This window comes from Pseudomonas siliginis (assembly GCF_024072275.1).
Lineage (GTDB): Bacteria > Pseudomonadota > Gammaproteobacteria > Pseudomonadales > Pseudomonadaceae > Aquipseudomonas > Aquipseudomonas siliginis.
In genome coordinates this window covers 4,081,396-4,102,592 of the sequence record NZ_CP099598.1, presented here as the reverse complement: position 1 = coordinate 4,102,592, position 21,197 = coordinate 4,081,396, and the positions used below count along the sequence as shown (strand labels likewise).

Genomic DNA, 21,197 nt, shown 5'->3' with positions numbered 1-21,197 from the left:
GTGATATAACACCGGGCTGTTTCCCCTACAACTGGAAGAGCCTATGAAAGCCAAGGCTGATGTACCTTTCGTGCCGCTCAATATTGCGGTGCTGACTGTCAGTGACACCCGGACCCTGGAAACCGATACCTCCGGGCAGGTCTTCGTCGATCGCTTGATCGCGGCCGGTCACGCGCTGGCCGAGCGTGTTTTGCTTAAAGATGATCTCTACAAAATTCGCGCGCAAGTCGCCAACTGGATTGCCGACGATGTGGTCCAGGTTGTGCTGATCACCGGCGGCACTGGCTTCACCGGGCGTGACAGCACACCGGAAGCGGTGGCGTGCCTGCTCGACAAGCAGGTCGACGGATTCGGCGAATTGTTCCGCCAGATCTCCGTAGCTGATATCGGCACTTCGACCGTGCAGTCCCGGGCCTTGGCAGGCTTGGCCAACGGCACGCTGGTGTGCTGCCTGCCGGGTTCGACCAATGCGGTGCGCACTGGCTGGGATGGCATCCTCGCTGAGCAACTGGACGCCCGTCATCGTCCGTGCAACTTCGTCACCCATCTGAAGCAGGCGGCGCCTTGTGAATCCCGTGGGTAAGCCGGGCAAGACCGGCAGTTTGCTGCCTGTCGAAACGGCGCTCGAGCGTTTGCTGGCCATGGCCGATGCGTCGCGCATTGTCGAGCGCGAGCACTTGCCGCTGGCTCAAGTCGAAGGGCGGGTGCTGGCTGAAGATCTGATCTCGACACTGGATCTGCCGCCGTGGCCGAACAGCGCCATGGACGGCTACGCCTTGAACCTGGCGGATTGGCAGGGCGAGCCGCTGCCAGTCAGCCAAAAAGTTTTTGCCGGGCAAACTCCGCAGCCGTTGGAACCAGGCAGCTGCGCACGCATCTTTACCGGGGCACCGCTGCCGGCGGGCGCTGACTGTGTCGAGATGCAGGAAAACGCCGAAGTTCAGGCCGACGGCCGAGTGCGCTTTCTTGAACCTATGAAAGCCGGGCAGAACATTCGTCCGCAAGGGCAGGAAACCACGGTCGGCGAATTGGTGCTGCAAGCCGGAACCCGGCTCGGACCAATTGAGCAAGGCCTGGCTGCTTCGCTTGGCTGTGCCGGGGTTAATGTCGTGCGCAAGCCGCGGGTGGCGGTTCTGTCCACTGGGGACGAGCTGGTTGAACCCGGTCAGGCATTGGGTCCGGGCCAGATCTACAACAGCAATCGCGTACTTCTGTGCAGCTGGTTGCAGCGTCTGGGCTGCGAAGTGATCGATGGCGGAATTCTTCCGGACGATCTACCCACGACGCGGACGCGGCTGGGCGAGCTGCACAATGTCGATCTGATTCTATCTACTGGCGGTGTCTCGGTCGGCGAAGCGGATTTCCTCGGCCTTGCCTTGCGAGAGGAAGGCGAACTGGCCTTGTGGAAGCTGGCCATCAAGCCTGGAAAACCGTTGACGTTCGGCCATTTCCGCAACGTGCCGGTGATTGGCCTGCCCGGCAATCCCGCCTCTACGCTGGTGACGTTCGCCTTGCTGACGCGGCCTTATCTGTTGCGACGCCTGGGTGTGCAAGATGTCGAGCCGCTCAAGTTTGCAGTGCCAGCAGGCTTTGTCTGGCCGGTGGCCGGCAACCGTCGTGAATATCTGCGCGGGCGCTTGGAGCAGGGGCGGGCGATCATTTACCGCAACCAGAGTTCGGGTGTGCTGCGTAGCGCGGCGTGGGCCGACGGATTGGTGGAAGTCCGAGAAGGCCGCACGCTGAGCGAGGGTGATGCAGTGAGCTTCATTCCCCTCAGTGACCTTCTGGGGTAGAGCATCTCGCCCATGCACGCGTCGGCTGATACGCACGGCGCGTGCAACGAATGATTCGGTCAGTTGCTGATCAATGTCACCAACTGGTCGAATCGGCTGTTGGCCACCCAGCCCAGCAGACCGAGGATGACAGCGGTGGCACCCGCCGAATACGCCAGACGGTGTTTGATCGTCCGGACATCATTGAGCACTTCGTCCATATCGCGGCGCATGTATTTGAAGTGAGTCTCCAGCTCGCTGACTCGGGGTTCCATATCAAACTCTCCAGGGGTCTTGGCGCTGTTACAGAAGTCTGGTTTCTTGCTGGCACGACTTTCGGCGAGAGCGGCGACCGGGCTCACCGGTGCCTTGGTTTCATGGTTGTGCATGGAAGTTCTCGCCGATCGTATCAACTGCACGCTTGCTGGTTTCGCCATTGCTCGATTCATGGAAATAAATCGGGGGGTATCCGTTCATTACCGGCACATCCTTGTGTTATTGGGTTGAAGGTTGATGCTGCTGGCACACGGTGACCCAATGGTCGGACGGGGTCAATTAAGCCGATTCCTCTTGTTTCGTAAGAAAAAATACCGCTGTGTAGGACGCCAGCAGTTGGACGAAGAATTAATTGCCAGCGCGGTGGCTTTTTTAAGGCGCACAGTGGTCAAGATGTTTCAATCGATTTCAATTCTTGGAGTGACGTTATGAGTGAACGCCGGGCACTGCTGATCTTGCATGGCAAACAGGCACTCAACGAGGATGTCCGCGCTGCCGTCGAAGCCAAGCGTGAGCAAGGCTGGGAACTGGCTGTGCGAGTGACCTGGGAGGCCGGCGACGCCCAGCGTCTGGTCGAGGAAGCGTTGGCGGCCGGCTACAGCAAAATCATCGCCGGTGGCGGTGATGGCACGTTGCGCGATATTGCCGAGGCGCTGGCTCAGCATCCGCAAAAAGCCAGTCTTGTGTTGCTGCCGCTGGGAACCGCCAACGATTTCTCCCGCGCCGCCGGTATTTCCCTGGAGCCTGCCGAAGCCCTTGAGCTACTGGATGTTCAGCCCTCGGATATCGATCTGGGCGAAGTGGGCGGGCAGATTTTCCTCAACATGGCTACCGGCGGATTCGGCAGCCAGGTGACCGCCAATACTTCGGAAGATCTGAAGAAGGTCTTGGGCGGCGCCGCGTATCTGTTTACCGGCCTGACCCGGTTCAGCGAACTGCATGCCGCTTACGGCGAGTTGCAAGGCCCGGATTTCCATTGGCAGGGTGAGCTGCTGGCGCTGGGTATCGGTAACGGTCGGCAGGCGGGTGGCGGCCATGTGCTGTGCCCCGAGGCACAGGTCGATGATGGTTTGCTGGACATCAGTATCCTGCCGGCACCGCAAGAACTGGTCGGCACGCTGAAGAATCTGCTGAGCGAGGGCTTCGGCCTCGACAACATGTTCGTGCGGGCGCGATTGCCGTGGGTCGAGATCAAGGTCGCCGAAGGGCTGAGCATCAATCTCGACGGCGAGCCGCTGGAAGGCGACAGTCTGCGTTTTGTTACGAAACCCGCAGCGTTGCAGGTGCACTTGCCGAAAGACTCGCCGTTATTGGGCCAACAACCGTCAATCAGTCATCAAGGCTGATGATCTGCTCGCGCACGGCGAACAGCACCAGGCCCGCCACGTCATAGATCTGCAGGCGCTTCATGATCTGTGCGCGGTGGGTTTCCACGGTCTTGACGCTCAAGCCCAGGCCGTTGGCGATTTCCCGGGTCGATTTGCCGCGCACGATCAGGCGAAGGATTTCCAGCTGGCGCGCGGTCAGATTGTGCGAATCGGCGATGTCCGGCTGGCTTTTCTGGTTGCGGGTCAGTGCCTGATTGATCACGGTGTGAGCGATGGCCGGGCTGAGATAGCGTTCGTTGTTGCGCAGGGCTTCCAGCGCGTGCTCGAGCTCGGTGGCCGTGGTGTCCTTGAGCAGGTAGCCATGGGCACCGGACTCCAGCGCTTGCATGATCAGCGCCGGGTCGGTGTGCATCGACAGAATCAGCACTTTGCTCTGCGGCCGCACACGCTTGAGGCGTTGCAGCGCTTCCAGGCCACCGGTTTCCCGCATCGAGATGTCCAGCAATACGATGTCGGGGCTCAGTTGCTCGACCATTTCGAGCAATTGCGAACCATCACTGGCTTCGCCGACTACCGCGTAACCGGGAATATCCAGAACCAGAGCACGCACGCCGGCTCTGATCAGCGAGTGGTCATCCACCAGAAGTAAGTTACAAGTCAACGCATAACCTTATTCGTACTGGCCCGTTCGAGTGCCCGAGGCGCCCACGGGAATAGTGCTTCGATTCGAGTGCCTTTGCCCGGCTCGCTGATAACGCTCAATGTGCCGCCCAACTGTTCGATACGCTCGGCCATTCCGGCCATGCCGCGTTGACCTTCTCTGGCCGGGTCGGCCGCCGGGGCAAAACCCAGGCCGTCATCACTGATCAACAGCGTCAGACCTTGCGGCAATCGCTGTACCCGAATCAACAGGTTTTTTGCCTGTGCGTGGCGCAGGATGTTGGTCACGGCTTCCTGGGCAATGCGAAACGCCGCGACGGCCATTTCTTCGGGGATGCCGTTGAGCCGTTGCTGGCAATCGAGACTCCAGTTAACCGGCGTGTTGGCCAGTGTCTTGAGCAAGTGCGCACGCAGGCTGGCTTCGAGGCCCAGGCTGGTCAATTGACGTGGATTGAGAATCGCCGAGACGTCACGCACCTTGGTCAGGGTTTCATCCAGCGTGTCGCAGAGCACCTTGCATTGTTCCTGCAGATCCTCCGGCAGGCGACGTTTGAGCCAGTCACTTTGCAGTTTGGCGGCGGTGAGCAACTGGCCGATATCGTCGTGCAATTCCCGGCTGAGGCGATGGCGCTCGTTTTCCTGAACTTGCAACAGTCGATCAGCCAGCTCTTGTGGTTGAAACTTGATCGATTTGCGTGACAAGCGATATTGCACCCAGACGCACGCGGTGGCGGCGATGTCGAGCGCCAGCAATCCCAAAGGAAGGCGTGCGGAAACAACATACGCCAGCAGACTGCCCAAGGTCGCCAGAACACACAGGACAAGTGTGAAGCGCCGGGCGTTTTCCCGAGAAGGTGGCCATGTAATGAGTGACTTGAGACTGGCGTACATAACGGATGGAGCCAATGGATGTTCGCTGCGGGCAGACCGACCGGTGACTGGCGGATCTCTGTGTGGAAATACTGTCATTTATGTTATTGATTCAAACCGCATTCATTAAGCGATCATTGACCGGCAATAACATCGAAAAGGTAACACTGAAGTCAGTATGCCATTAACCGGCAGGCAACTAACCGGCGGCATAATACCACTTAACATACCGTTGGTCGCGGTTGCTATATATGTCTATTCAGTCAGGAAATATCGGATCGTGGACGCAAGTTCCATATTGGAAAAAGCTGGAGTTGTTGTATTTGGGCCACTTCGATTTGCCTGGAAGTGTCGCTCGGTGGGCACAGGGAAAACCCTGATGGCAGCACCTGAAAATTAGCCGTTGGTCGGGCTGATTATTTGCCCCGGATTGTCGCTTTCAGGCACGAAGTATTCATTTACGACAATATCGCGACTTACCGGCTCAAGCCTGGCGCGCGGTAAAGGATGAAGAGAGCAAACGTTTGCTCACCATCTTGGGCTCGAACGAGGTTTGGCCCATTTGTGCCGCGAAGGCCTCGAGCAGATCAGTCTGTTCGCTTTTATCCAGGGTCAGCTGCCCGGTCCTGGGATCGACCAGCTCGAGCTGCCACGCCATCAAGGTCAGGCAGTCACGTAACGCATCGAGGGCCTGCTCGTGCAGATCTACGTGATCCTGCTGCAAATTGAGCAGGCTGTAGATGTGCAGGGAAAACTCGGAGATCGCTTCCAGCGCCAGTGCTTCGGCCCGGCCGGCCAGCTTCAGCAGAGTGCCGAGCATGCAGTCGATGGCATCCTTGTCATTGCTGATCAGTTGCAGATGGCTCAGGCATTCTTCGGACTTGGCGAGAAGCGTTTCGGCCTCGACCAGAAATTCGGGGAAGCGTTGCGCCCAGTCTTTACGGTCGATTGGCATGTTCATCTCCACCACGTCGTGTTGGTTGACGGATGGCCGTGTGTGGCGACGATCGTGAATCGTCGGCAGATCGCGCCCGGCGGTGCAGGTGCACGGACCGAAGGGTTCCAGAGGGTGGGTTGCCACTGAATTGCGATCGCACACAATAGCCTGACTCCGTTCATGCAATGAGAATGGCGTCACAGTAATGGCTATTGGAAATGGCGAATATCAGGTTGGGCCTGATTGATCCTAGGGGAATCCCTTAGGCGCGGGAACCTAACGTGCAAACCGAGGTCGCGCCGCAATGAATCTAGCAGATGAAATCACGATTGCCAGTAAAGCATGATGTCAGTGTGACATCAATGGCCATTTATGGCATTTTTAGCGGCGCGCTTTACAGCAATCAAGATTAGCTGAATGCAGCCGATAAACCCCCATAGTGAATTCATCAGAACAAGCCCAGGAGTCATTGATGGCCGGCATTCTCGACACGGTAGACCAACGCACGCAACTGGTGGGTGAGAATCGCCTGGAAATCCTCATGTTTCGCCTGGCCGGACGCCAGCTGTTCGCGATCAACGTGTTCAAGGTTCAGGAAGTGCTGCAACTGCCCAAGCTGACCCTGATGCCGCAGCGTCATCCCTTCGTCTGCGGCGTGGTCAATCTGCGTGGGCAGACATTGCCGGTGATCGACCTGTCGCAGGCAATCGGTATGCGCCCACTGGTGCCGGGCCCGAACAGCACGATCATCGTCACCGAATACAACCGTTCGGTGCAGGCCTTCCTCGTCGGCGGTGTCGACCGCATCGTCAACATGAACTGGGAAGCCATTCTGCCGCCGCCGACCAGTGCCGGCCGCCAGCATTATCTGACCGCGATCAGCAAGGTCGACGATCAACTGGTGGAGATCATCGACGTCGAGAAAGTCCTCGCTGAAATCGTCCCGTACAACGCCAAGGTCTCGCGGGAGAAACTCGACGATCCGGTACTCGAGCGCGCCCGTGGCCGCGAAGTGTTGCTGGTGGATGATTCCAACGTAGCGCTTTCGCAATTGCGCGACACCCTCGGCCAGCTCGGGGTGAAAATGCACATCGCCAGCGACGGTTTGAAAGCCTTGAACATGCTCAAGGCCTGGGCCGATACCGGCGTGCACATGACCGATAAACTGCTGATGATCTTCACCGATGCGGAAATGCCGGAAATGGACGGCTATCGCCTGACCACGGAGATCCGCAACGACCCTCGCCTGCGTGGCTTGTACGTCGTGTTGCACACCTCGCTGTCCGGCAGTTTCAACGACTCGATGGTGAAGAAGGTCGGTTGCGACAACTTCCTCTCCAAATTCCAGCCGGACAAATTGGTTGATGTGGTGCGCCAGCGTCTGATGCTCGACGCCGTGCCGGCCTGAAACACGCACATCTTGCTTCCTGTGGGAGCGAGCCTGCTCGCGAAAGCGCAGGGTCGGACACATTGATGGTGAATGTGCCGGCCTCTTCGCGAGCAGGCTCGCTCCCACAGAAGTGTATTTACATTAATGACGGCTTTGATTCGGTATCGAAGCTCGTATAGGGTGGCGTTTTTCCATCAGGGAGCTGGCCATGCTGCGTCTGAGCGCGCTTTATCGTTACCCGTTGAAATCCGGCAAGGGCGAAATGCTGCAAAGCATTGAGCTGGACAAGCTCGGGCTGGCGGGCGACCGACGCTGGATGCTGGTGGACGAGGCCAGCGGGCGCTTTCTGACCCAGCGTGCCGAAGCGAAGATGAGTCAGTTGTCGGCGTTGTGGAATGTCAGCGGCGGTCTGACCCTGAGCGCTCCCGAGCAGGGTTCTATCGAAGTCGCGCTGCCCGCGGCCGACGCCGAGCAGCGCGGTGTGACGATCTGGCGTGACACCCTGCGTGTGCCGGACGCCGGTGATCTAGCCGCGCGGTTTGTCAGCGACTTCCTCGGCAAGCCGACACGTCTGGTGCAAATGCCACTCGAGCGGGCGCGCACCACGCAGTCGGGTTTCGGCAAGGATGACGATCAAGTGGCGTTCGCCGACGGTTATCCATTGCTGCTCATTGGCGAAGCCTCGCGGCTGGCACTCTCGGAAACGGTAGGGCGAGAGCTGGAGATGCTGCGCTTTCGCCCGAATCTGGTCATCGAAGGCAGCGCGCCTTACGCCGAGGACAACTGGAAACGTATTCGCATCGGCGATATCGAATTCCGCGTGGTCAAGCCGTGCGCGCGTTGCATCATGACCACTGTCGACCCGCAAACCGGTGAGCGTAGCGCCGATCGCGAGCCGTTCGCGACGTTACAGAAACATCGCTCAACCGCCGATGGCGCGATGTTCGGGCAGAATCTGGTCAACGACGGCAACGGCCGCCTGGAAGTCGGCATGCCGGTGGAAATCCTCGAATAGGTTGTCGCTGAAACGAAAAATGCCCGGGTCTTTTGGACGCGGGCATTTTTTTGCGCAGTGAAACCGGCGGGATCAGCCGCGGTATTCGCACAGGTAAGCGGTATCAACGGCGACTTTCAGTTGGAACTTGCTGTTGGCCGGGACGTTGAACTGGCTGCCGGCGGCGAAGGTTTCCCAGTCGCTGCTGTCTGGCAGTTTTACGCTCAGCGCGCCGGAAACCACATGCATGATCTCGCGCTGGCTGGTGCCGAATTCGTATTCGCCCGGGGCCATGACGCCAATGGTCGCCGGACCTTCAGCGGTGCCAAAGGCGATCGACTTGACGGTGCCGTCGAAGTACTCGTTGACTTTAAACATGGGCGGATTCCTCGAAAAGGGCTTAAAAGGGGGCGGCCAGTATGCACAAGGCTTTTCGCGCCGTCACGCGTCTAAAGCGGCAGGACCAGCGGCAATAACCGTGCAGTATTGCGGGCATCTTCCAGCGCGCGATGTTGTTGGCCGTTGAACTGCATGCCCGCCAGTTGCAACGCGGCGTTGAGCCCCAGCGGTCGTTCCAGGCGGCGGGCCTTGGCGAAGCGCTGTTTGAGGTTCATGTGCGGGACTTTGCTCAGGCCGCTGTCGATGTGCAGGCGCTGCCACTCCTGCAGCAATTGCTGGCGATCGTAACCGCCCCAACTGGCCCAGCCTTCAAGGCGAGCCTGATGCTGTGCCAGCCAGCGCTCAAAGGCTGGCCAGACCTCGTTCAGCGGCTGCGCCGAATCGATGTTTGCCTGGGTGATATGCGTCAGCTCCCGACAGAACGACGTCAGCAATGGCCGGCGGGTCGGTTTGACGAAGCGCTGGAAGTGATCCTGCTCGCGCCCGGCGCGGTCGACCAGGGTCGCACCGATCTCGATAATTTCCATTTCCGTGACCGGCCAGCCACCCTCGTCTGTGGTGGCTTCCAGATCTATGACCAGCCAATGGGGCATCGCAGGGTTCCTGATTTCCGCGTTCTGATTTATCAGAGCGTAGTCAAACCCCGCGCTTGTGCCCGGGCGACTACTCGACCTGCAACAGAACCTGACGATTTTTTACCTGATCGCCAACCTTCACTTGCACCCGTTTGAGCACGCCATCGATGCCGGCCTTCAACGGATGCTCCATTTTCATTGCCTCCAGCACCACCAGCAATTGACCCTTGCTGACCGTACTGCCTTCGCTGACCAGCACGTCGACAATGGCACCGTCCATCGGCGCTTTGAGGGTGCCGGAGGCGACGCTGGTCTGACTGTCGATCGGCGCATGAGTTCGATCCTCCAGGCGCAGGCTGCCCGGATGGGTGAACAGCCACAGCTGCCGATCGTGCAGACGATAGGCGTGACATTGGCGCAGACCGTCGACTTCGAGGGTGATCGATTGCGCGGCGTGCTCAATGATTTTCACCGCCACAGTGCTTTCGCCAGCCTGCACGACCAACTCGCCGGATTTGCGCGCCAGCACCGACAGCGTCCAGTCCTGCTCGTCACTGCCGAGTCGATAGTGCAGCGGCACGCTGGCGTTGTTGCGCCAGCCGTTCAGCGGGGCGCGATGGGGCAGGGCGCTGGCCTGATAGAACAACACCACAGCAATCGCCAGTTGCTCCGTCGTCGGCACATAAGTGTTGAGGCTGGCATGGCTGAAAAAATGGTGCTGGATGAAGGCGGTGCTGAAATCGCCGCTGATGAACTGCGGATGTTGCAACAGGCCCTCGAGCAAACGTTGATTGCTTTGCACGCCGAGCAGCACCGTGTCCTGCACCGCACGCAACAGCTTGCGCCGCGCCTCTTCGCGGGTTGCACCGTGGGCGATCAGTTTGCCCAGCATCGGATCGTAGAACGGGCTCACCGACTGACCTTCAAGCAGACCATGATCGATCCGTGCACCGTGGCCCGACGCCGGTTGCCATGCGGCAATTCGGCCGGTTTGCGGGAGAAAATCCGCAGCGGGATCTTCAGCGAAGAGGCGCACTTCCATGGCGTGACCGTCGAGACGGATCTGCTCCTGCGTCAGCGGCAGCGGCTGACCCTCGGCAACCAGCAACTGCCACGCGACCAGATCGAGGCCGGTGATCAATTCCGTCACTGGATGTTCGACCTGCAGACGGGTGTTCATTTCCAGAAAGTAGAATTGCCCGCGCGCGTCGAGCAGGAACTCCACGGTGCCGGCGCCGACGTAATCCACCGCGCGCCCGGCCTTGAGTGCTGCTTCGCCCATGGCCTGGCGCAGCTCGGCGGTCATCACCGGGCACGGCGCTTCTTCGATGACTTTCTGATGGCGGCGCTGGATCGAGCAATCGCGTTCGCCGAGATAGACCAGATGCCCGTGCTGGTCGCCGAACAGTTGCACTTCGACGTGGCGCGGGTCGATCAAGGCCTGCTCGAGAATCAACTCGTCACTGCCGAAACCGTTCAGTGCTTCTGACCGCGCGGTACGCAGTTGCGCCGCCAGTTCGCTGGCCTCGTGCACCAGGCGCATGCCACGTCCACCGCCGCCGGCGCTGGCCTTGATCATCAGCGGATAACCGATGCGCTCGGCTTCGGCCAGCAGCGTCGCGTCGTCCTGCGCTGCTCCCTGGTAGCCGGCGATGCATGGAACCCCGGCCTCAAGCATGGCAATTTTCGACAGGCGTTTGCTGCCCATCAGTTCGATGGCTTTGACGCTGGGGCCGATGAAAATCAGCCCGGCTTCGGCGCAGGCGCGGGCGAAATCGGCGTTTTCCGAGAGGAAGCCGTAGCCCGGGTGAATCGCATCGGCGCCGCTGCGGCGGGCGGCGTCGAGGATCGCCGCAATGTTGAGGTACGACTGCTGCACCGGCGCCGGGCCGATGTGCACGGCCTGATCGGCCATTTGCACGTGTAGCGCATCGGCGTCGGCGTCGCTGAACACGGCGACGGTGCGATAGCCCAGCGCCTGGGCCGTGCGCTGGATGCGGCAGGCGATTTCACCGCGGTTGGCGATCAGGATTTTGTGGAGGGTAGGCATGGTGGGGTTCCTGAAATGATAGCGGTGAATGGGATGGCCTCTTCGCGAGCAGGCTCGCTCCCACATTTGGAATGCATTTCGACCTGTGGGAGCGAGCCTGCTCGCGAAGCTTTTAGCTGACCCACCGAGGGTTACGTTTCTGCATAAATGCCATGGTCCCCTCGATTCCCTCGTCTCCAGTCACCGCCGCGCTGAACCACTGCGCCGCCTCATCGAGCAATGCGCTCGACGGCTGTCCGGCACTCGCCAGCAACAATTTTTTCGTCATCGCATTCGCTTCCGGTGCGCAGCGCAGCACCTGTTGCAACACCTCATCCAGTCGCTCGGCCAACGCTTGCGCATCCTGTTCAACGAAATGCACCAGCCCCAATCGCTGCGCCTCGGCGCCATCGAAACGCGCCGCCGTCAGCGCGAGTCGGCGGGTTTCGGTCAAGCCGAGCCGTTGCACCACAAACGGTGCGATTTGCGCCGGGATCAGGCCAAGGCTGGTTTCCGGCAAGCCGAACTGCGCCTTGTGATCGCTGATCGCAATATCGCTGACGCAAGCCAGGCCGAAGCCGCCGCCGAGCACGGCGCCTTGCAGCACAGTGATCAGCACTTGCGGCGCATGTTGGGCTTGTTCCAGCAGCGCGCCAAACGCCCGGTTCAACTCGCGGTAAGCGTCCGCGCCCTGAGCCCGGGCACTGGCCATGTCCTTGATGTCGCCACCGGCGCAAAAATGCCCGCCGGCACCGCTGAGCACCAAGGCCCGCACTGTGCGGTCATCACGCACCGCCGCCAGCACCGCGCGCAGTTCGGCGACCATTTGCAGGCTCATCGCGTTGCGGCTGTCCGGGCGGTTGAGGGTGATGTGCAGCACGCCACCATGCAGTTCCAGCAACAGCGTCTGGCAATCGGGCAGGCGGCTCATTTCTTTTTCCCCGGCAGGATGCCCATCAGTTTGCAGATGATCCCCAGCATGATTTCGTCGGCGCCGCCGCCAATCGATACCAGGCGCACATCGCGATAGGCGCGGGCCACCGGGTTGTCCCACATGAAGCCCATGCCGCCCCAATATTGCAGGCAGCTGTCGCTGACTTCACGGCCGAGGCGTCCGGCCTTGAGCTTGGCCATCGATGCCAGGCGCGTGACGTCCTGGCCTTTGATGTATTGCTCGGTGGCCTGATAGACCAGGGCGCGCAGGCATTCGATTTCGGTCTGCAATTCGGCGAGGCGGAAGTGGATCACCTGGTTATCGATCAGCGCGTTGCCGAAGGTCTTGCGCTCCTTGCAGTACTCGATGGTGCTGTCGATGCAATATTCCAGGCCCTTGATCATGTTCGCCGCGCCGAACAGACGTTCTTCCTGGAACTGCAGCATCTGCATCATGAACCCCGCGCCTTCATGGCCGATGCGGTTGCGCTGGGGCACGCGCACGTTGTCGAAGAACACCTGCGCGGTTTCCGAGCTGCGCATGCCGAGCTTGTCCAGGTGCGAACTGAGGCTGATTCCCGGGGTGTTCATCGGCACCATGATCAGCGACTTGTTGATGTGCGGCTTGTCGTCCGAGGTGTTGGCCAGCAGGCAGATGAAATCGGCGCTCGGCGAGTTGGTGATCCACATCTTGCTGCCGTTGATCACGTAGTCATCGCCCTCCTTGCGTGCCGTGGTTTTCAGCCCGGCGACATCGGAGCCGGCGCCGACTTCGGAAACGCCGATGCAACCGACCTGTTCGCCAGTGATGGCCGGACGCAAAAATTCTTCGCGCAGTTCATCGGAGCCGAAGCGCGCCAGCGCCGGGGTGCACATGTCGGTCTGCACGCCAATCGACATCGGAATCCCGCCGCAATGAATGGTGCCGAACTCTTCGGCGGCGACGATCGAATAGCTGTAGTCGAGGCCCATGCCGCCGAATTTTTCCGGCTTGGAAATGCCCAGCAGGCCCAGCTCACCGGCCTTGCGGAAAATTTCGTGGATGGGAAAGCGTCCGGCCTTTTCCCACTCTTCGACGTGCGGGTTGATCTCGTGCGTGACGAACTGGCGGACGGTGCGGCGCAGGGCTTCGTGTTCCGGGGTGAAGATCATTGTTGTTGTTCTCCGTAGGATCCGTGGCGGTCAGAAGCGGCTGACGCCGAAGCTGTTGGGTTGCAGCGTGCGCCTGTCGGCTTCGTGGCAAATATCCAGCAAGTAGCCAAGCAGGGTGCGGGTGTCGCGCGGGTCGATCAGGCCGTCGTCCCACAGGTTGGCGCTGCCGTACAGTGCGGTGGACTGGCTGTCGAGTTTCTGCGCGGTCATCTGTTCGAGCATGTCGAGCATTTTCGGATCGGGCTCGATGCCGTCCTTGAGCTGTTTGGTTTCGGTAACGATGCGCAAGACCTTGCCGGCCTGTGCGCCGCCCATCACTGCCGTGCGGCTGTTGGGCCAGGCGAAGATGAAGCGCGGATCGAGCCCGCGTCCGCACATGGCGTAGTTGCCGGCGCCGTAGGAACCGCCGACGACAATGGTCAGTTTAGGCACTCGTGCGTTGGCGACCGCTTGAATCAGTTTCGAGCCGTGCTTGATCACGCCTTGCTGTTCCGATTCGGTGCCGACCATGAAACCCGTGGTGTTATGAAAAAACAGCAGTGGTGTCTGGCTCTGGTCGCACAACTGGATGAACTGCGCCGCCTTGCTCGCACCTTGCGGGGTGATCGGGCCGTTGTTGCCGATGAAGCCGCAGGCGCGGCCCTGGATTTTCAGTTGGCCGCAAAGGGTTTGCTGATCGAACTCGCCTTTGAATTCGAGGAAGTCCGACTCGTCAGCAATCCGCGCGATGATTTCGCGCACGTCGTAGGGCTTTTTTGCATCGTCGGGGATCAGCCCGAGCAGTTCGTCGATGGGGTAGAGCGGTTCTTTGAATTGCGGCTCCGGCAGCCACGGCAACTGCTCGTTCCATGGCAGCATGCGCATGATGTCGCGGACCTGGCGTATGCCGTCAGCGTCGTTTTCAGCGAGATATTCGGCAGTGCCGGCGACTTGCGCGTGCATTTCGGCGCCTCCGAGTTCTTCATCGGTGGCCACTTCGCCGGTCGCCGCTTTGAGCAATGGCGGGCCGGCGAGAAACAGCTTGGCCTTGCCGCGCACAACCACCACGTAATCCGACAACCCCGGTTGATAGGCGCCGCCTGCGGTGGCCGAGCCGTGCACCACGGTGATCTGTGGCAAACCCATCGCGGACATGCGCGCCTGATTGGCGAAACTGCGCGCGCCTTCGACAAAAATCTCCGCCGCGTAGTTGAGATTGGCACCGCCGCTTTCGGCGAGGGTGATCATCGGCAGTTTGTTTTCCCGAGCGATCTGTTGCAGGCGCAGGGATTTTTTCAGGCCGCTCGGCGAGATCGTGCCACCCTTGATCGCGCTGTTGTTGGCGACCACCATCGCGCGGATGCCGCAGACATAACCGATGCCGGCAATCAGCCCGCCACCGGCCGAACTGCCGTCCTTGTCGTCGTGCAACTTGTAGCCGGCGAGGCTGGCCAGTTCGAGGAACGGCGCGCCGGGGTCGAGCAAAAGGTTCAAGCGCTCGCGGGGCAACAGTTGCCCGCGTTTGCTGAATTTTTCTTTGGCTTCGGCGGCCTTGTTCAGCAGGTTCTGTTCGAGCTGCTGCACCTGCTCGATGGCGGCGAGCATGGCCGCGCGGTTGCGCGCGAACGCTTCGCTGTGCGGATCGAGTTGCGACTGAATCTGCGCCATGGCTTATTCCTTGTCCTTGAGCACGTCGGGACGCAACACTTCTGGTAAGTACGCGCGGTGGAAACCATTGAACGATTCGCTGTGGCTGGCCTTGTGCAGCGGCCAGGCACGACTGCCAAGGCTGGCGGCGCCGTCGATTTTCACTGTGGTGCCACTGATGAATGCCGCCGCCGGGCTGAGCAGAAACACGATCGCCGCACTGACTTCCGATTCGGTGCCGATACGCTTGAGCGGCACATGCTCGCGCAGGGTCGGAATCACCGCTTTGAATGCGCCTTCGTAAGTGTCCATGCCGCTGGACGCAATCCAGCCCGGCGCCACCGCGTTGACCCGGACCCCGGCGTAACCCCACTCGAACGCGGCAGTCTTGGTGAAGTTGTCCATGCCCGAACGCGCCGCGCCAGAGTGGCCCATGCCGGGCATGCCGCCCCACATGTCAGCGAGCATGTTGACGATGCTGCCGCCATGTTTGCTCATCGACTGGTTGAACACTTCGCGGGCCATCAGAAAGCCGCCGACCAGATTGGTCCGCAGCACGGTTTCGAAGCCCTTCTGATTGATCGAGGCCAAGGGCGACGGGTATTGGCCGCCGGCGTTGTTGACCAGGCCGTGGATCGGCCCGTGTTCGGCGATCAGCTCTTTGACCAGTTGCTTGACCGCTTCTTCATCGCGGATATCGCAGGCCTTCCAGTGCGCGCGGCCGCCGTCCTCGGTGATTTCGGCGGCGACTTTTTCCAGCTTTTCCGGCTTGCGCCCGACCAGCAGCACATTGGCGCCGAGCGCCGCCAGTTCATGGGCGGTGCAGCGACCGATGCCGCTGCCGCCACCGGTGACAATCAGGTTCTGGCCGCTGAACAGATCGGCGCGGAAAATCGACGCGTAAGCCATGCACACCATCCTTTAGTCGAGCTGTTCGGCGATGCTCTGCGGCACCGGGATCTGGATTTCCAATAGTTGCTGGGCGAAGGCTTTGCCTTGCGGGTCGATGCGCAGACTGGCGACACCGCCACCGCCGAGGGCGTTTTCCAAAAGAAAGTTGAGGCTGTGGGTGCCGGGCAGATACCAGCGTTCGACACGCCCGAGAAGCGGATCGAGGACGTGCCGCATCCAGTCGACCACCACCGAGGTGGTCAGCGCTTCGGCGATCCACGGCAGGTAATCGGGATGGCGCGGCATCACGCCGATATTGCTGTGGTTGCCCTTGTCGCCGGAGCGCGCCACCGCCAGTTTCACCAACGGCACACTGGCATCGGCGCGGCCCTGGGGTCGGGGTGGCTGATGGGCGATCGGCAAATTTGCACTGTCCAGAGCCACCGGGTCGGGCAGGGCGCACGGATGGCGCTCACCAGCGATGTCGACTTGCAGGGTGCAGGCGCTTTTATCGATGAGGAAAGAGAACAGACGGATGAGGGGGTATACGGTCGGACGACCGCCGACGATGCCGGTCAAGCCCGGCGCCATGCCGGTCGCGGCCTGGGCGATCTCTCTGGAAAACAGTACCAGTGCGCGTTTGTCGGGATGGCGCACGGCGATTTTGATCACCACTTCACGGCTGTCGCGGCGCTGGCCGTGGGGGCCGTAGGTGGCTTCGCTGCCGAGCAGTTCGACATGGGTTTCGCTGTACGGCGCCCAGCCGCGCAGGCTGAACATCTCGGCGGTCTTGTCGATGATTGCCTGACTGACCCGCCGCGCCTTGTCCACTGCGTCGATGCCGGCCATCAGGCAACTGGCGGTGCAGCGAAAACCGTCCGGGTACGTGGCGCTGACCTTGTATTTGTCGCTGGGCGGCAGGCCTTTGGCCCCGTGCACCTGCACGACGTTTTTGCCTTGTTGCTGAAGTTTGACCTGAGTGAAATCGCAGATCACGTCGGGTAACAGATAGGCCTGCGGATCGCCGATTTCGTAGAGCATCTGCTCGCCGACGGTCAACGGCGTGACCAGTCCGCCGGAGCCTTCGGGTTTGCTGACGAGGAACTGGCCATCGGCGCTGACCTCGACGATCGGAAAACCGATGTGCTCGTAATCCGGTACCTCGCGCCAGTCGGTGAAATTACCGCCCGTGCACTGCGCGCCGCATTCGATGATGTGCCCGGCCAGCGCGGCCTGGGCGAGTTTGTCGTAGTCATGCCACGACCAGCCGAATTCGTGAACCAGCGCCGCACTGACCACGGCGCTGTCGACCACCCGGCCGGTAATGACGATGTCGGCACCCAGGCGCAACGCTTCGACAATCCCCGGCGCGCCGAGGTAGGCGTTGGTCGACACGCACATGCGCGGAAGCGGCGCGCCGCTGAACATTTCGCGGATATCGGCGGGGTTTTTGAGCTGTCCTTGCAAGTCGTCGCCGAGCAACACGGCGATCTTCAGCTGGACCCCGGCCTGGTCACAGGCCGCTTGCAGGGCCGCCGCGCAAGCCTGCGGATTGACCCCGCCGGCATTGCTGATCACGCGGATGTTCTGTTCGGCCAGTTGCGTCAGCAGCGGCGCCAGCACTTCAACGAAGTCACCCGCGAACCCGGCCTGCGGGTCTTTCAGGCGCGCGCCGGCCATCAGCGACATGGTGATCTCGGCCAGATAATCGAACACCAGATAATCCAGGTTTCCGCCGGAGACAAGCTGGGCGGCAGCAGTGGAAGTGTCGCCCCAAAAAGCACTGGCGCAGCCGATTCGCACGGTGGTTGGCATTTTTATCTCCGACTCAGGGACCTGCGACAGAAGTGTCTGGAGGCTACCAAGCAAGCGCTTGGTTTGTAAACAGGCGAAACATTCTTCTGCCCAAGCGCTTGCTTGGTGCCCGCGCGCGGCTTAAATTGCGCGCAACCCTGCGGTTACAGGGGGCAACACACTGATCGACTGTAGGAGAGAACGGGTGGACGAGCAAAAAGCCCTGCGGGTCATGCGCGAACTGGTCGACCAAGGCCAGTTGACCGACCCGGACAGCGCCCGTGGCAAATTGCTGCAAGTGGCGGCTCACCTGTTTCGCAACAAAGGCTATGAGCGCACCACAGTGCGTGATCTGGCCAGTGCTGTGGGCATTCAGTCGGGAAGCATTTTTCATCACTTCAAAAGCAAGGATGAAATTCTCCGCGCGGTGATGGAGGAAACCATCCGCTACAACACCGCGCTGATGCGCGCAGCGCTGGCCGAGGCGAGCGATGTGCGCGAAAGGGTGCTGGCACTGATTCGTTGCGAGTTGCAGTCGATCATGGGCGGCAGTGGCGAGGCGATGGCCGTGCTCGTGTACGAATGGCGCTCATTGTCCGAGGACGGTCAGGCTAAAGTCCTCGCTTTGCGTGATGTTTATGAAGACATCTGGTTGCAGGTTCTGGGCGAGGCCAAGGACGCCGGCTTTATTCGCGGCGACGTTTTTATTACCCGACGTTTCCTTACCGGCGCACTGTCCTGGACCACCACCTGGTTCCGTGCCGGCGGCAGTTTGAGCCTCGATCAACTCGCCGATGAAGCGTTGATTCTGGTCCTCGAAGCGCGTTGAACGGTTGTCGGACCGGCCGGGAAACTGGCTAAGTCGGCGAAACCGCCTAGCTTGAATGCATTGATCGCTATTTTTTTTCGGGGAGTGGGGTGTTTTGAAGTCTTCGCCAATTCGGACAGCCGCCGGGCTGCTGCTCGCTGCGCTGGCTGCGTTATGGGTATTGCCCGCTCAGTCAGCGCAATTGGTCCGGGTCGGCGCCGCGCATTTCCCGCCTTATACGATTCGCCCGGAAAACGGCGCCGACACCGGCCTGTTGCCGCAATTGGTCGAGGCGCTGAACCGCTCGCAGAGCGACTATCAATTTGTCCTGGTGCCGACGTCGATCCCGCGCCGCTTCGGTGATTTCAAGCAAGGCCGCATCGATATGGCGATCTTCGAGAACCCCGAGTGGGGCTGGAAGGACATTCCCCACGACGACGTCGACATGGGCCTGGAAGACGCCGAGATTTTTGTCGCGCAACGCGAAGACGGCCGCCAGCAAAACTACTTCTCGAGCCTGTCGGGCAAACGTCTGGCGCTGTTCAGCGGTTATCACTACGAATTCGCCGACTTCAACGCCGACCCGAAATATCTCGCGAAAAACTACAACGCGACGCTGACCTATTCCCACGACAGCAACCTGCTGATGGTCCTGCGCGGGCGCGCCGACATTGCCCTGGTCACCCGTTCCTATCTGTTCGATTACCTGCTGCGCAACGAGAAGGTCCGCGATGAGCTGTTGGCGTCGCAGCGTACCGATCAGATCTATCATCATTACGCGATTCTGCGGCCAAGCGCTCCTATCACCGGCGAAGCCTTCGGCAACCTGTTGCAGCGTTTGCGCGACAACGGCGAATTGCTGAGAATTTTCGAGCCCTACAGGATTGCCGTGATGCCGGCGCCTCATCACTGAAGCGCTAATTGCCTCTCGCGCTTAAATTTCCCCTCCCGGCTCACGTCACTTCGTTGAACTGTCGACGATTACGTGAGCCCGACCCATGTCCAATCTGAATGACCTGACTGCCCTGGCTCTGCCCTCGGGCAGTCGATTGATCGCTGATGCTACCGAGAGCCGACTGAGCCTGAGCCTGGACGGGCAACCGTTGATTCGGCTGCGCCTGGACCGCGAGGCCAATGGCCCGATCCAGCTCGACGAGCGTTTCGCTCTGCCGCCCGGCCACGCCTTGTGGGCAGCCTGTTATTGGCTGTTCGCCCGTGACCCGGCGTGTCAGCAGTTGATCTGGCAACTCGATCAGCCACCGACCGAAGCCTTGCGCAGTGGTTTGCTGATCAACACCGCAGTCGCCGGCGAATATCGCTGCGAGCGCACGCTGTTCTGGCAATTGCCGCAGCCGTGGCTGGGCACTTCACTGACCGGCAGCTATCCGCAGCAAATGGTCATCAGCCACGGCAGGCGCCATCCGCTGCGACCGGTGAAACCGCGCGGTGAAGTCTATCGGCGTTTCGATGCGCGGCTCGGCGCGTGGATTTCCTTGCGTACGCTGGAAATCGAAGAAGATCTGTCGCGCTTCAATCGCTGGCAGAACAGCCCGCGCGTGGCGAGTTTCTGGCAGGAGGAGGGCAGCCTTGAGCAGCATCGCGAATACCTCGGCAAGCTCGAGGCCGATCCGCACACGCTGACGCTGATTGGTTGTTTCGATGACCAGCCTTTCGCTTACTTCGAAGCCTACTGGGCCAAGGAAGATCGCATCGCGCCGTTCTACGATGCCGGCGATTACGACCGTGGCATTCACATGCTGGTCGGCGAGGAAAGTCATCGCGGCCCGCATAAAGTGGCGAGCTGGTTATCGGCGCTGGTGCATTACCTGTTTCTCGATGATCCACGCACCCAGCGCGTGGTCGCCGAGCCACGTGCCGACAACGCGAAGATGATCGGACATATGCACAACCAATGTTTTCACTGCGAGAAGGAATTCGATTTTCCGCACAAGCGCGCGGCGCTGATGATTCTGGGGCGGGAGCGGTTTTTTGATCGGTGCCGGTTGGCCTGATGTGTTCGGCCTCGGAATTTCGTTGGGTCTGAGGCCGCTTTCGCGAGCAGGCTCGCTCCCACACTGGGTTTGTGTCGTTGATCAAACCCTGTGGGAGCGAGCCTGCTCGCGAATGGCTTGACGCAGAATCCGGATCCTAACGACGACCCGCAATCACCGCATCCCGCCGACTGCCCGAGACCTTGCGGCAGTGCACCAAAGCATCACGAATCATGAAGTTGACCAGGGTGGGCGATACGCCCAGTTCCTTGGCGATGTCTTTCTGCGGCACGCCGTGCAGACGGTACATCTCGAAGGCATAGCGGGTGCGGCTGGGCAGCTCGGTCAGCGCATCGGCGATGTGTTCCAGAGTCGAGAAGTTGATGTGCGAAGTTTCCGGCGAAGCGCCCTGAATCACCACGTTCAAGCCTTCCTCTTCCGGGCCTGAGTATTTCTGTTCGAGCGCCTGCTTGCGGTAGTGATCGATGGCGAGGTTGCGCACGATCTGGAACAGGTAGCTCAGCTGAGCCTTGATCGACGACGTGATCGGCGGCGCCGATTGCAGTCGGAAAAACGCATCCTGAACCACGTCTTCGGCACGAGACCTGCAACCGGTAATGCGGGCTGCAATCTTGACCAGAATCAGTCGATTGTCGACGAATGCCTGAAGTAGCGGTGAATCGCACCTGCTTGTGGATACTTGTTCCGTCATGGAAATCACCTTGCTGCCAATAGGTTAGTGGGAGGGCCTCGGGGGACGGCGCCGTCCTAC

At 60.5% G+C, this 21,197-nt stretch carries 21 protein-coding genes and 2 pseudogenes; 8 read left to right on the top strand and 15 right to left on the bottom strand.

The genetic code is table 11. The features are described from left to right. The first annotated feature begins 43 nt into the window (after nucleotides 1-43). Nucleotides 44-583, top strand: coding sequence for a molybdenum cofactor biosynthesis protein B (moaB, locus tag NF676_RS18835; RefSeq protein WP_016770598.1), 540 nt, complete (start codon nucleotides 44-46; stop codon nucleotides 581-583). Continuing rightward, nucleotides 567-1,793 (top strand): molybdopterin molybdotransferase MoeA, encoded by a 1,227-nt coding sequence (locus NF676_RS18830; protein WP_252886594.1) that lies wholly within the window; start codon nucleotides 567-569, stop codon nucleotides 1,791-1,793. Before moaB ends, NF676_RS18830 begins: the two co-directional genes overlap by 17 nt. A 59-nt stretch (nucleotides 1,794-1,852) precedes the next feature. Here NF676_RS18830 and NF676_RS18825 read toward each other — a convergent pair whose 3' ends face one another. Then, a complete protein-coding gene (locus NF676_RS18825; protein ID WP_172834003.1) occupies nucleotides 1,853-2,161 on the bottom strand; it encodes a hypothetical protein in 309 nt (102 codons plus the stop codon). Between the two features lie 315 nt (nucleotides 2,162-2,476). On the opposite strand from NF676_RS18825, the gene yegS reads away from it, so the two are divergent. Beyond that, complete coding sequence (yegS, locus tag NF676_RS18820; RefSeq protein ID WP_252886593.1) at nucleotides 2,477-3,394, top strand: lipid kinase YegS; 918 nt, start codon at nucleotides 2,477-2,479, stop codon at nucleotides 3,392-3,394. On the opposite strand, the gene NF676_RS18815 is transcribed toward yegS, so the two are convergent. From NF676_RS18815 to NF676_RS18805, 3 genes are all read right to left on the bottom strand, one after another. Beyond that, complete coding sequence (locus NF676_RS18815; protein ID WP_056788523.1) at nucleotides 3,378-4,037, bottom strand: response regulator; 660 nt, start codon at nucleotides 4,035-4,037, stop codon at nucleotides 3,378-3,380. The two genes, yegS and NF676_RS18815, sit on opposite strands and share 17 nt — an antisense overlap. Beyond that, the gene (locus tag NF676_RS18810; protein ID WP_024013690.1) at nucleotides 4,034-4,927 is read right to left on the bottom strand and encodes a sensor histidine kinase; all 894 of its coding nucleotides are present in this window, start codon (nucleotides 4,925-4,927) and stop codon (nucleotides 4,034-4,036) included. The genes NF676_RS18815 and NF676_RS18810 overlap by 4 nt, the downstream gene beginning before the upstream one ends. 463 nt (nucleotides 4,928-5,390) lie before the next feature. Further along, complete coding sequence (locus NF676_RS18805) at nucleotides 5,391-5,861, bottom strand: hypothetical protein (protein WP_056788632.1); 471 nt, start codon at nucleotides 5,859-5,861, stop codon at nucleotides 5,391-5,393. Nucleotides 5,862-6,315: 454 nt separating this feature from the next. Between NF676_RS18805 and NF676_RS18800 the strand changes: the two genes are divergently transcribed. Both NF676_RS18800 and NF676_RS18795 read left to right on the top strand, forming a co-directional pair. Beyond that, the gene (locus NF676_RS18800; protein ID WP_016770829.1) at nucleotides 6,316-7,251 is read left to right on the top strand and encodes a chemotaxis protein CheV; all 936 of its coding nucleotides are present in this window, start codon (nucleotides 6,316-6,318) and stop codon (nucleotides 7,249-7,251) included. A gap of 190 nt (nucleotides 7,252-7,441) precedes the next feature. Beyond that, nucleotides 7,442-8,248, top strand: coding sequence for an MOSC domain-containing protein (locus tag NF676_RS18795; RefSeq protein WP_252886592.1), 807 nt, complete (start codon nucleotides 7,442-7,444; stop codon nucleotides 8,246-8,248). Nucleotides 8,249-8,320: 72 nt separating this feature from the next. On the opposite strand, the gene ppnP is transcribed toward NF676_RS18795, so the two are convergent. The 10 genes and pseudogenes from ppnP to NF676_RS18755 form a co-directional block, all read right to left on the bottom strand. Continuing rightward, nucleotides 8,321-8,605 carry a pyrimidine/purine nucleoside phosphorylase gene (gene ppnP / locus NF676_RS18790; RefSeq protein ID WP_039759849.1) on the bottom strand — a complete coding sequence of 95 codons (285 nt, stop codon included), beginning with the start codon at nucleotides 8,603-8,605 and terminating at the stop codon, nucleotides 8,321-8,323. 71 nt (nucleotides 8,606-8,676) lie between these two features. Further along, entirely contained in the window at nucleotides 8,677-9,219 is a 543-nt protein-coding gene (locus NF676_RS18785) for a 3'-5' exonuclease (RefSeq protein WP_252886591.1), read from the bottom strand. A gap of 70 nt (nucleotides 9,220-9,289) precedes the next feature. Next, entirely contained in the window at nucleotides 9,290-9,481 is a 192-nt protein-coding gene (locus tag NF676_RS27825; RefSeq protein ID WP_434711246.1) for a biotin/lipoyl-containing protein, read from the bottom strand. 117 nt (nucleotides 9,482-9,598) lie between these two features. Continuing rightward, nucleotides 9,599-9,751 (bottom strand): annotated as a pseudogene (locus NF676_RS27820) (hypothetical protein); the annotation flags it as partial. Further along, nucleotides 9,736-11,251: pseudogene (locus NF676_RS18780) on the bottom strand (acetyl-CoA carboxylase biotin carboxylase subunit); the annotation flags it as partial. The pseudogenes NF676_RS18780 and NF676_RS27820, both read right to left, overlap by 16 nt. Before the next feature lie 112 nt (nucleotides 11,252-11,363). After that, nucleotides 11,364-12,161, bottom strand: coding sequence for an enoyl-CoA hydratase/isomerase family protein (locus NF676_RS18775; RefSeq protein ID WP_150637791.1), 798 nt, complete (start codon nucleotides 12,159-12,161; stop codon nucleotides 11,364-11,366). Then, nucleotides 12,158-13,315, bottom strand: a complete 1,158-nt coding sequence (atuD, locus tag NF676_RS18770) for a citronellyl-CoA dehydrogenase (RefSeq protein ID WP_252886589.1) — start codon at nucleotides 13,313-13,315, stop codon at nucleotides 12,158-12,160. Before atuD ends, NF676_RS18775 begins: the two co-directional genes overlap by 4 nt. 30 nt (nucleotides 13,316-13,345) lie before the next feature. After that, nucleotides 13,346-14,962, bottom strand: a complete 1,617-nt coding sequence (atuC, locus tag NF676_RS18765; RefSeq protein WP_252886588.1) for a geranyl-CoA carboxylase subunit beta — start codon at nucleotides 14,960-14,962, stop codon at nucleotides 13,346-13,348. A 3-nt stretch (nucleotides 14,963-14,965) separates the two neighbouring features. Next, a complete protein-coding gene (locus tag NF676_RS18760; RefSeq protein WP_073472477.1) occupies nucleotides 14,966-15,850 on the bottom strand; it encodes an SDR family oxidoreductase in 885 nt (294 codons plus the stop codon). A 12-nt stretch (nucleotides 15,851-15,862) separates the two neighbouring features. Further along, the gene (locus NF676_RS18755; protein ID WP_252886587.1) at nucleotides 15,863-17,647 is read right to left on the bottom strand and encodes an acyclic terpene utilization AtuA family protein; all 1,785 of its coding nucleotides are present in this window, start codon (nucleotides 17,645-17,647) and stop codon (nucleotides 15,863-15,865) included. A 184-nt stretch (nucleotides 17,648-17,831) separates the two neighbouring features. Between NF676_RS18755 and NF676_RS18750 the strand changes: the two genes are divergently transcribed. The 3 genes from NF676_RS18750 (at nucleotide 17,832) to NF676_RS18740 (ending at nucleotide 20,446) form a co-directional block, all read left to right on the top strand. Further along, nucleotides 17,832-18,455, top strand: coding sequence for a TetR/AcrR family transcriptional regulator (locus NF676_RS18750; RefSeq protein ID WP_041478455.1), 624 nt, complete (start codon nucleotides 17,832-17,834; stop codon nucleotides 18,453-18,455). Nucleotides 18,456-18,549: 94 nt separating this feature from the next. Continuing rightward, nucleotides 18,550-19,347, top strand: a complete 798-nt coding sequence (locus NF676_RS18745) for a substrate-binding periplasmic protein (RefSeq protein WP_041478456.1) — start codon at nucleotides 18,550-18,552, stop codon at nucleotides 19,345-19,347. Nucleotides 19,348-19,432: 85 nt separating this feature from the next. Beyond that, nucleotides 19,433-20,446 carry a GNAT family N-acetyltransferase gene (locus NF676_RS18740; protein WP_252886586.1) on the top strand — a complete coding sequence of 338 codons (1,014 nt, stop codon included), beginning with the start codon at nucleotides 19,433-19,435 and terminating at the stop codon, nucleotides 20,444-20,446. 136 nt (nucleotides 20,447-20,582) lie between these two features. Here the strand turns inward: NF676_RS18740 and NF676_RS18735 are convergent, their stop codons facing one another. Further along, on the bottom strand, nucleotides 20,583-21,137 hold the full coding sequence (locus NF676_RS18735) for an RNA polymerase factor sigma-70 (protein WP_008088195.1): 555 nt from the start codon (nucleotides 21,135-21,137) through the stop codon (nucleotides 20,583-20,585). Nucleotides 21,138-21,197 lie beyond the last annotated feature (60 nt).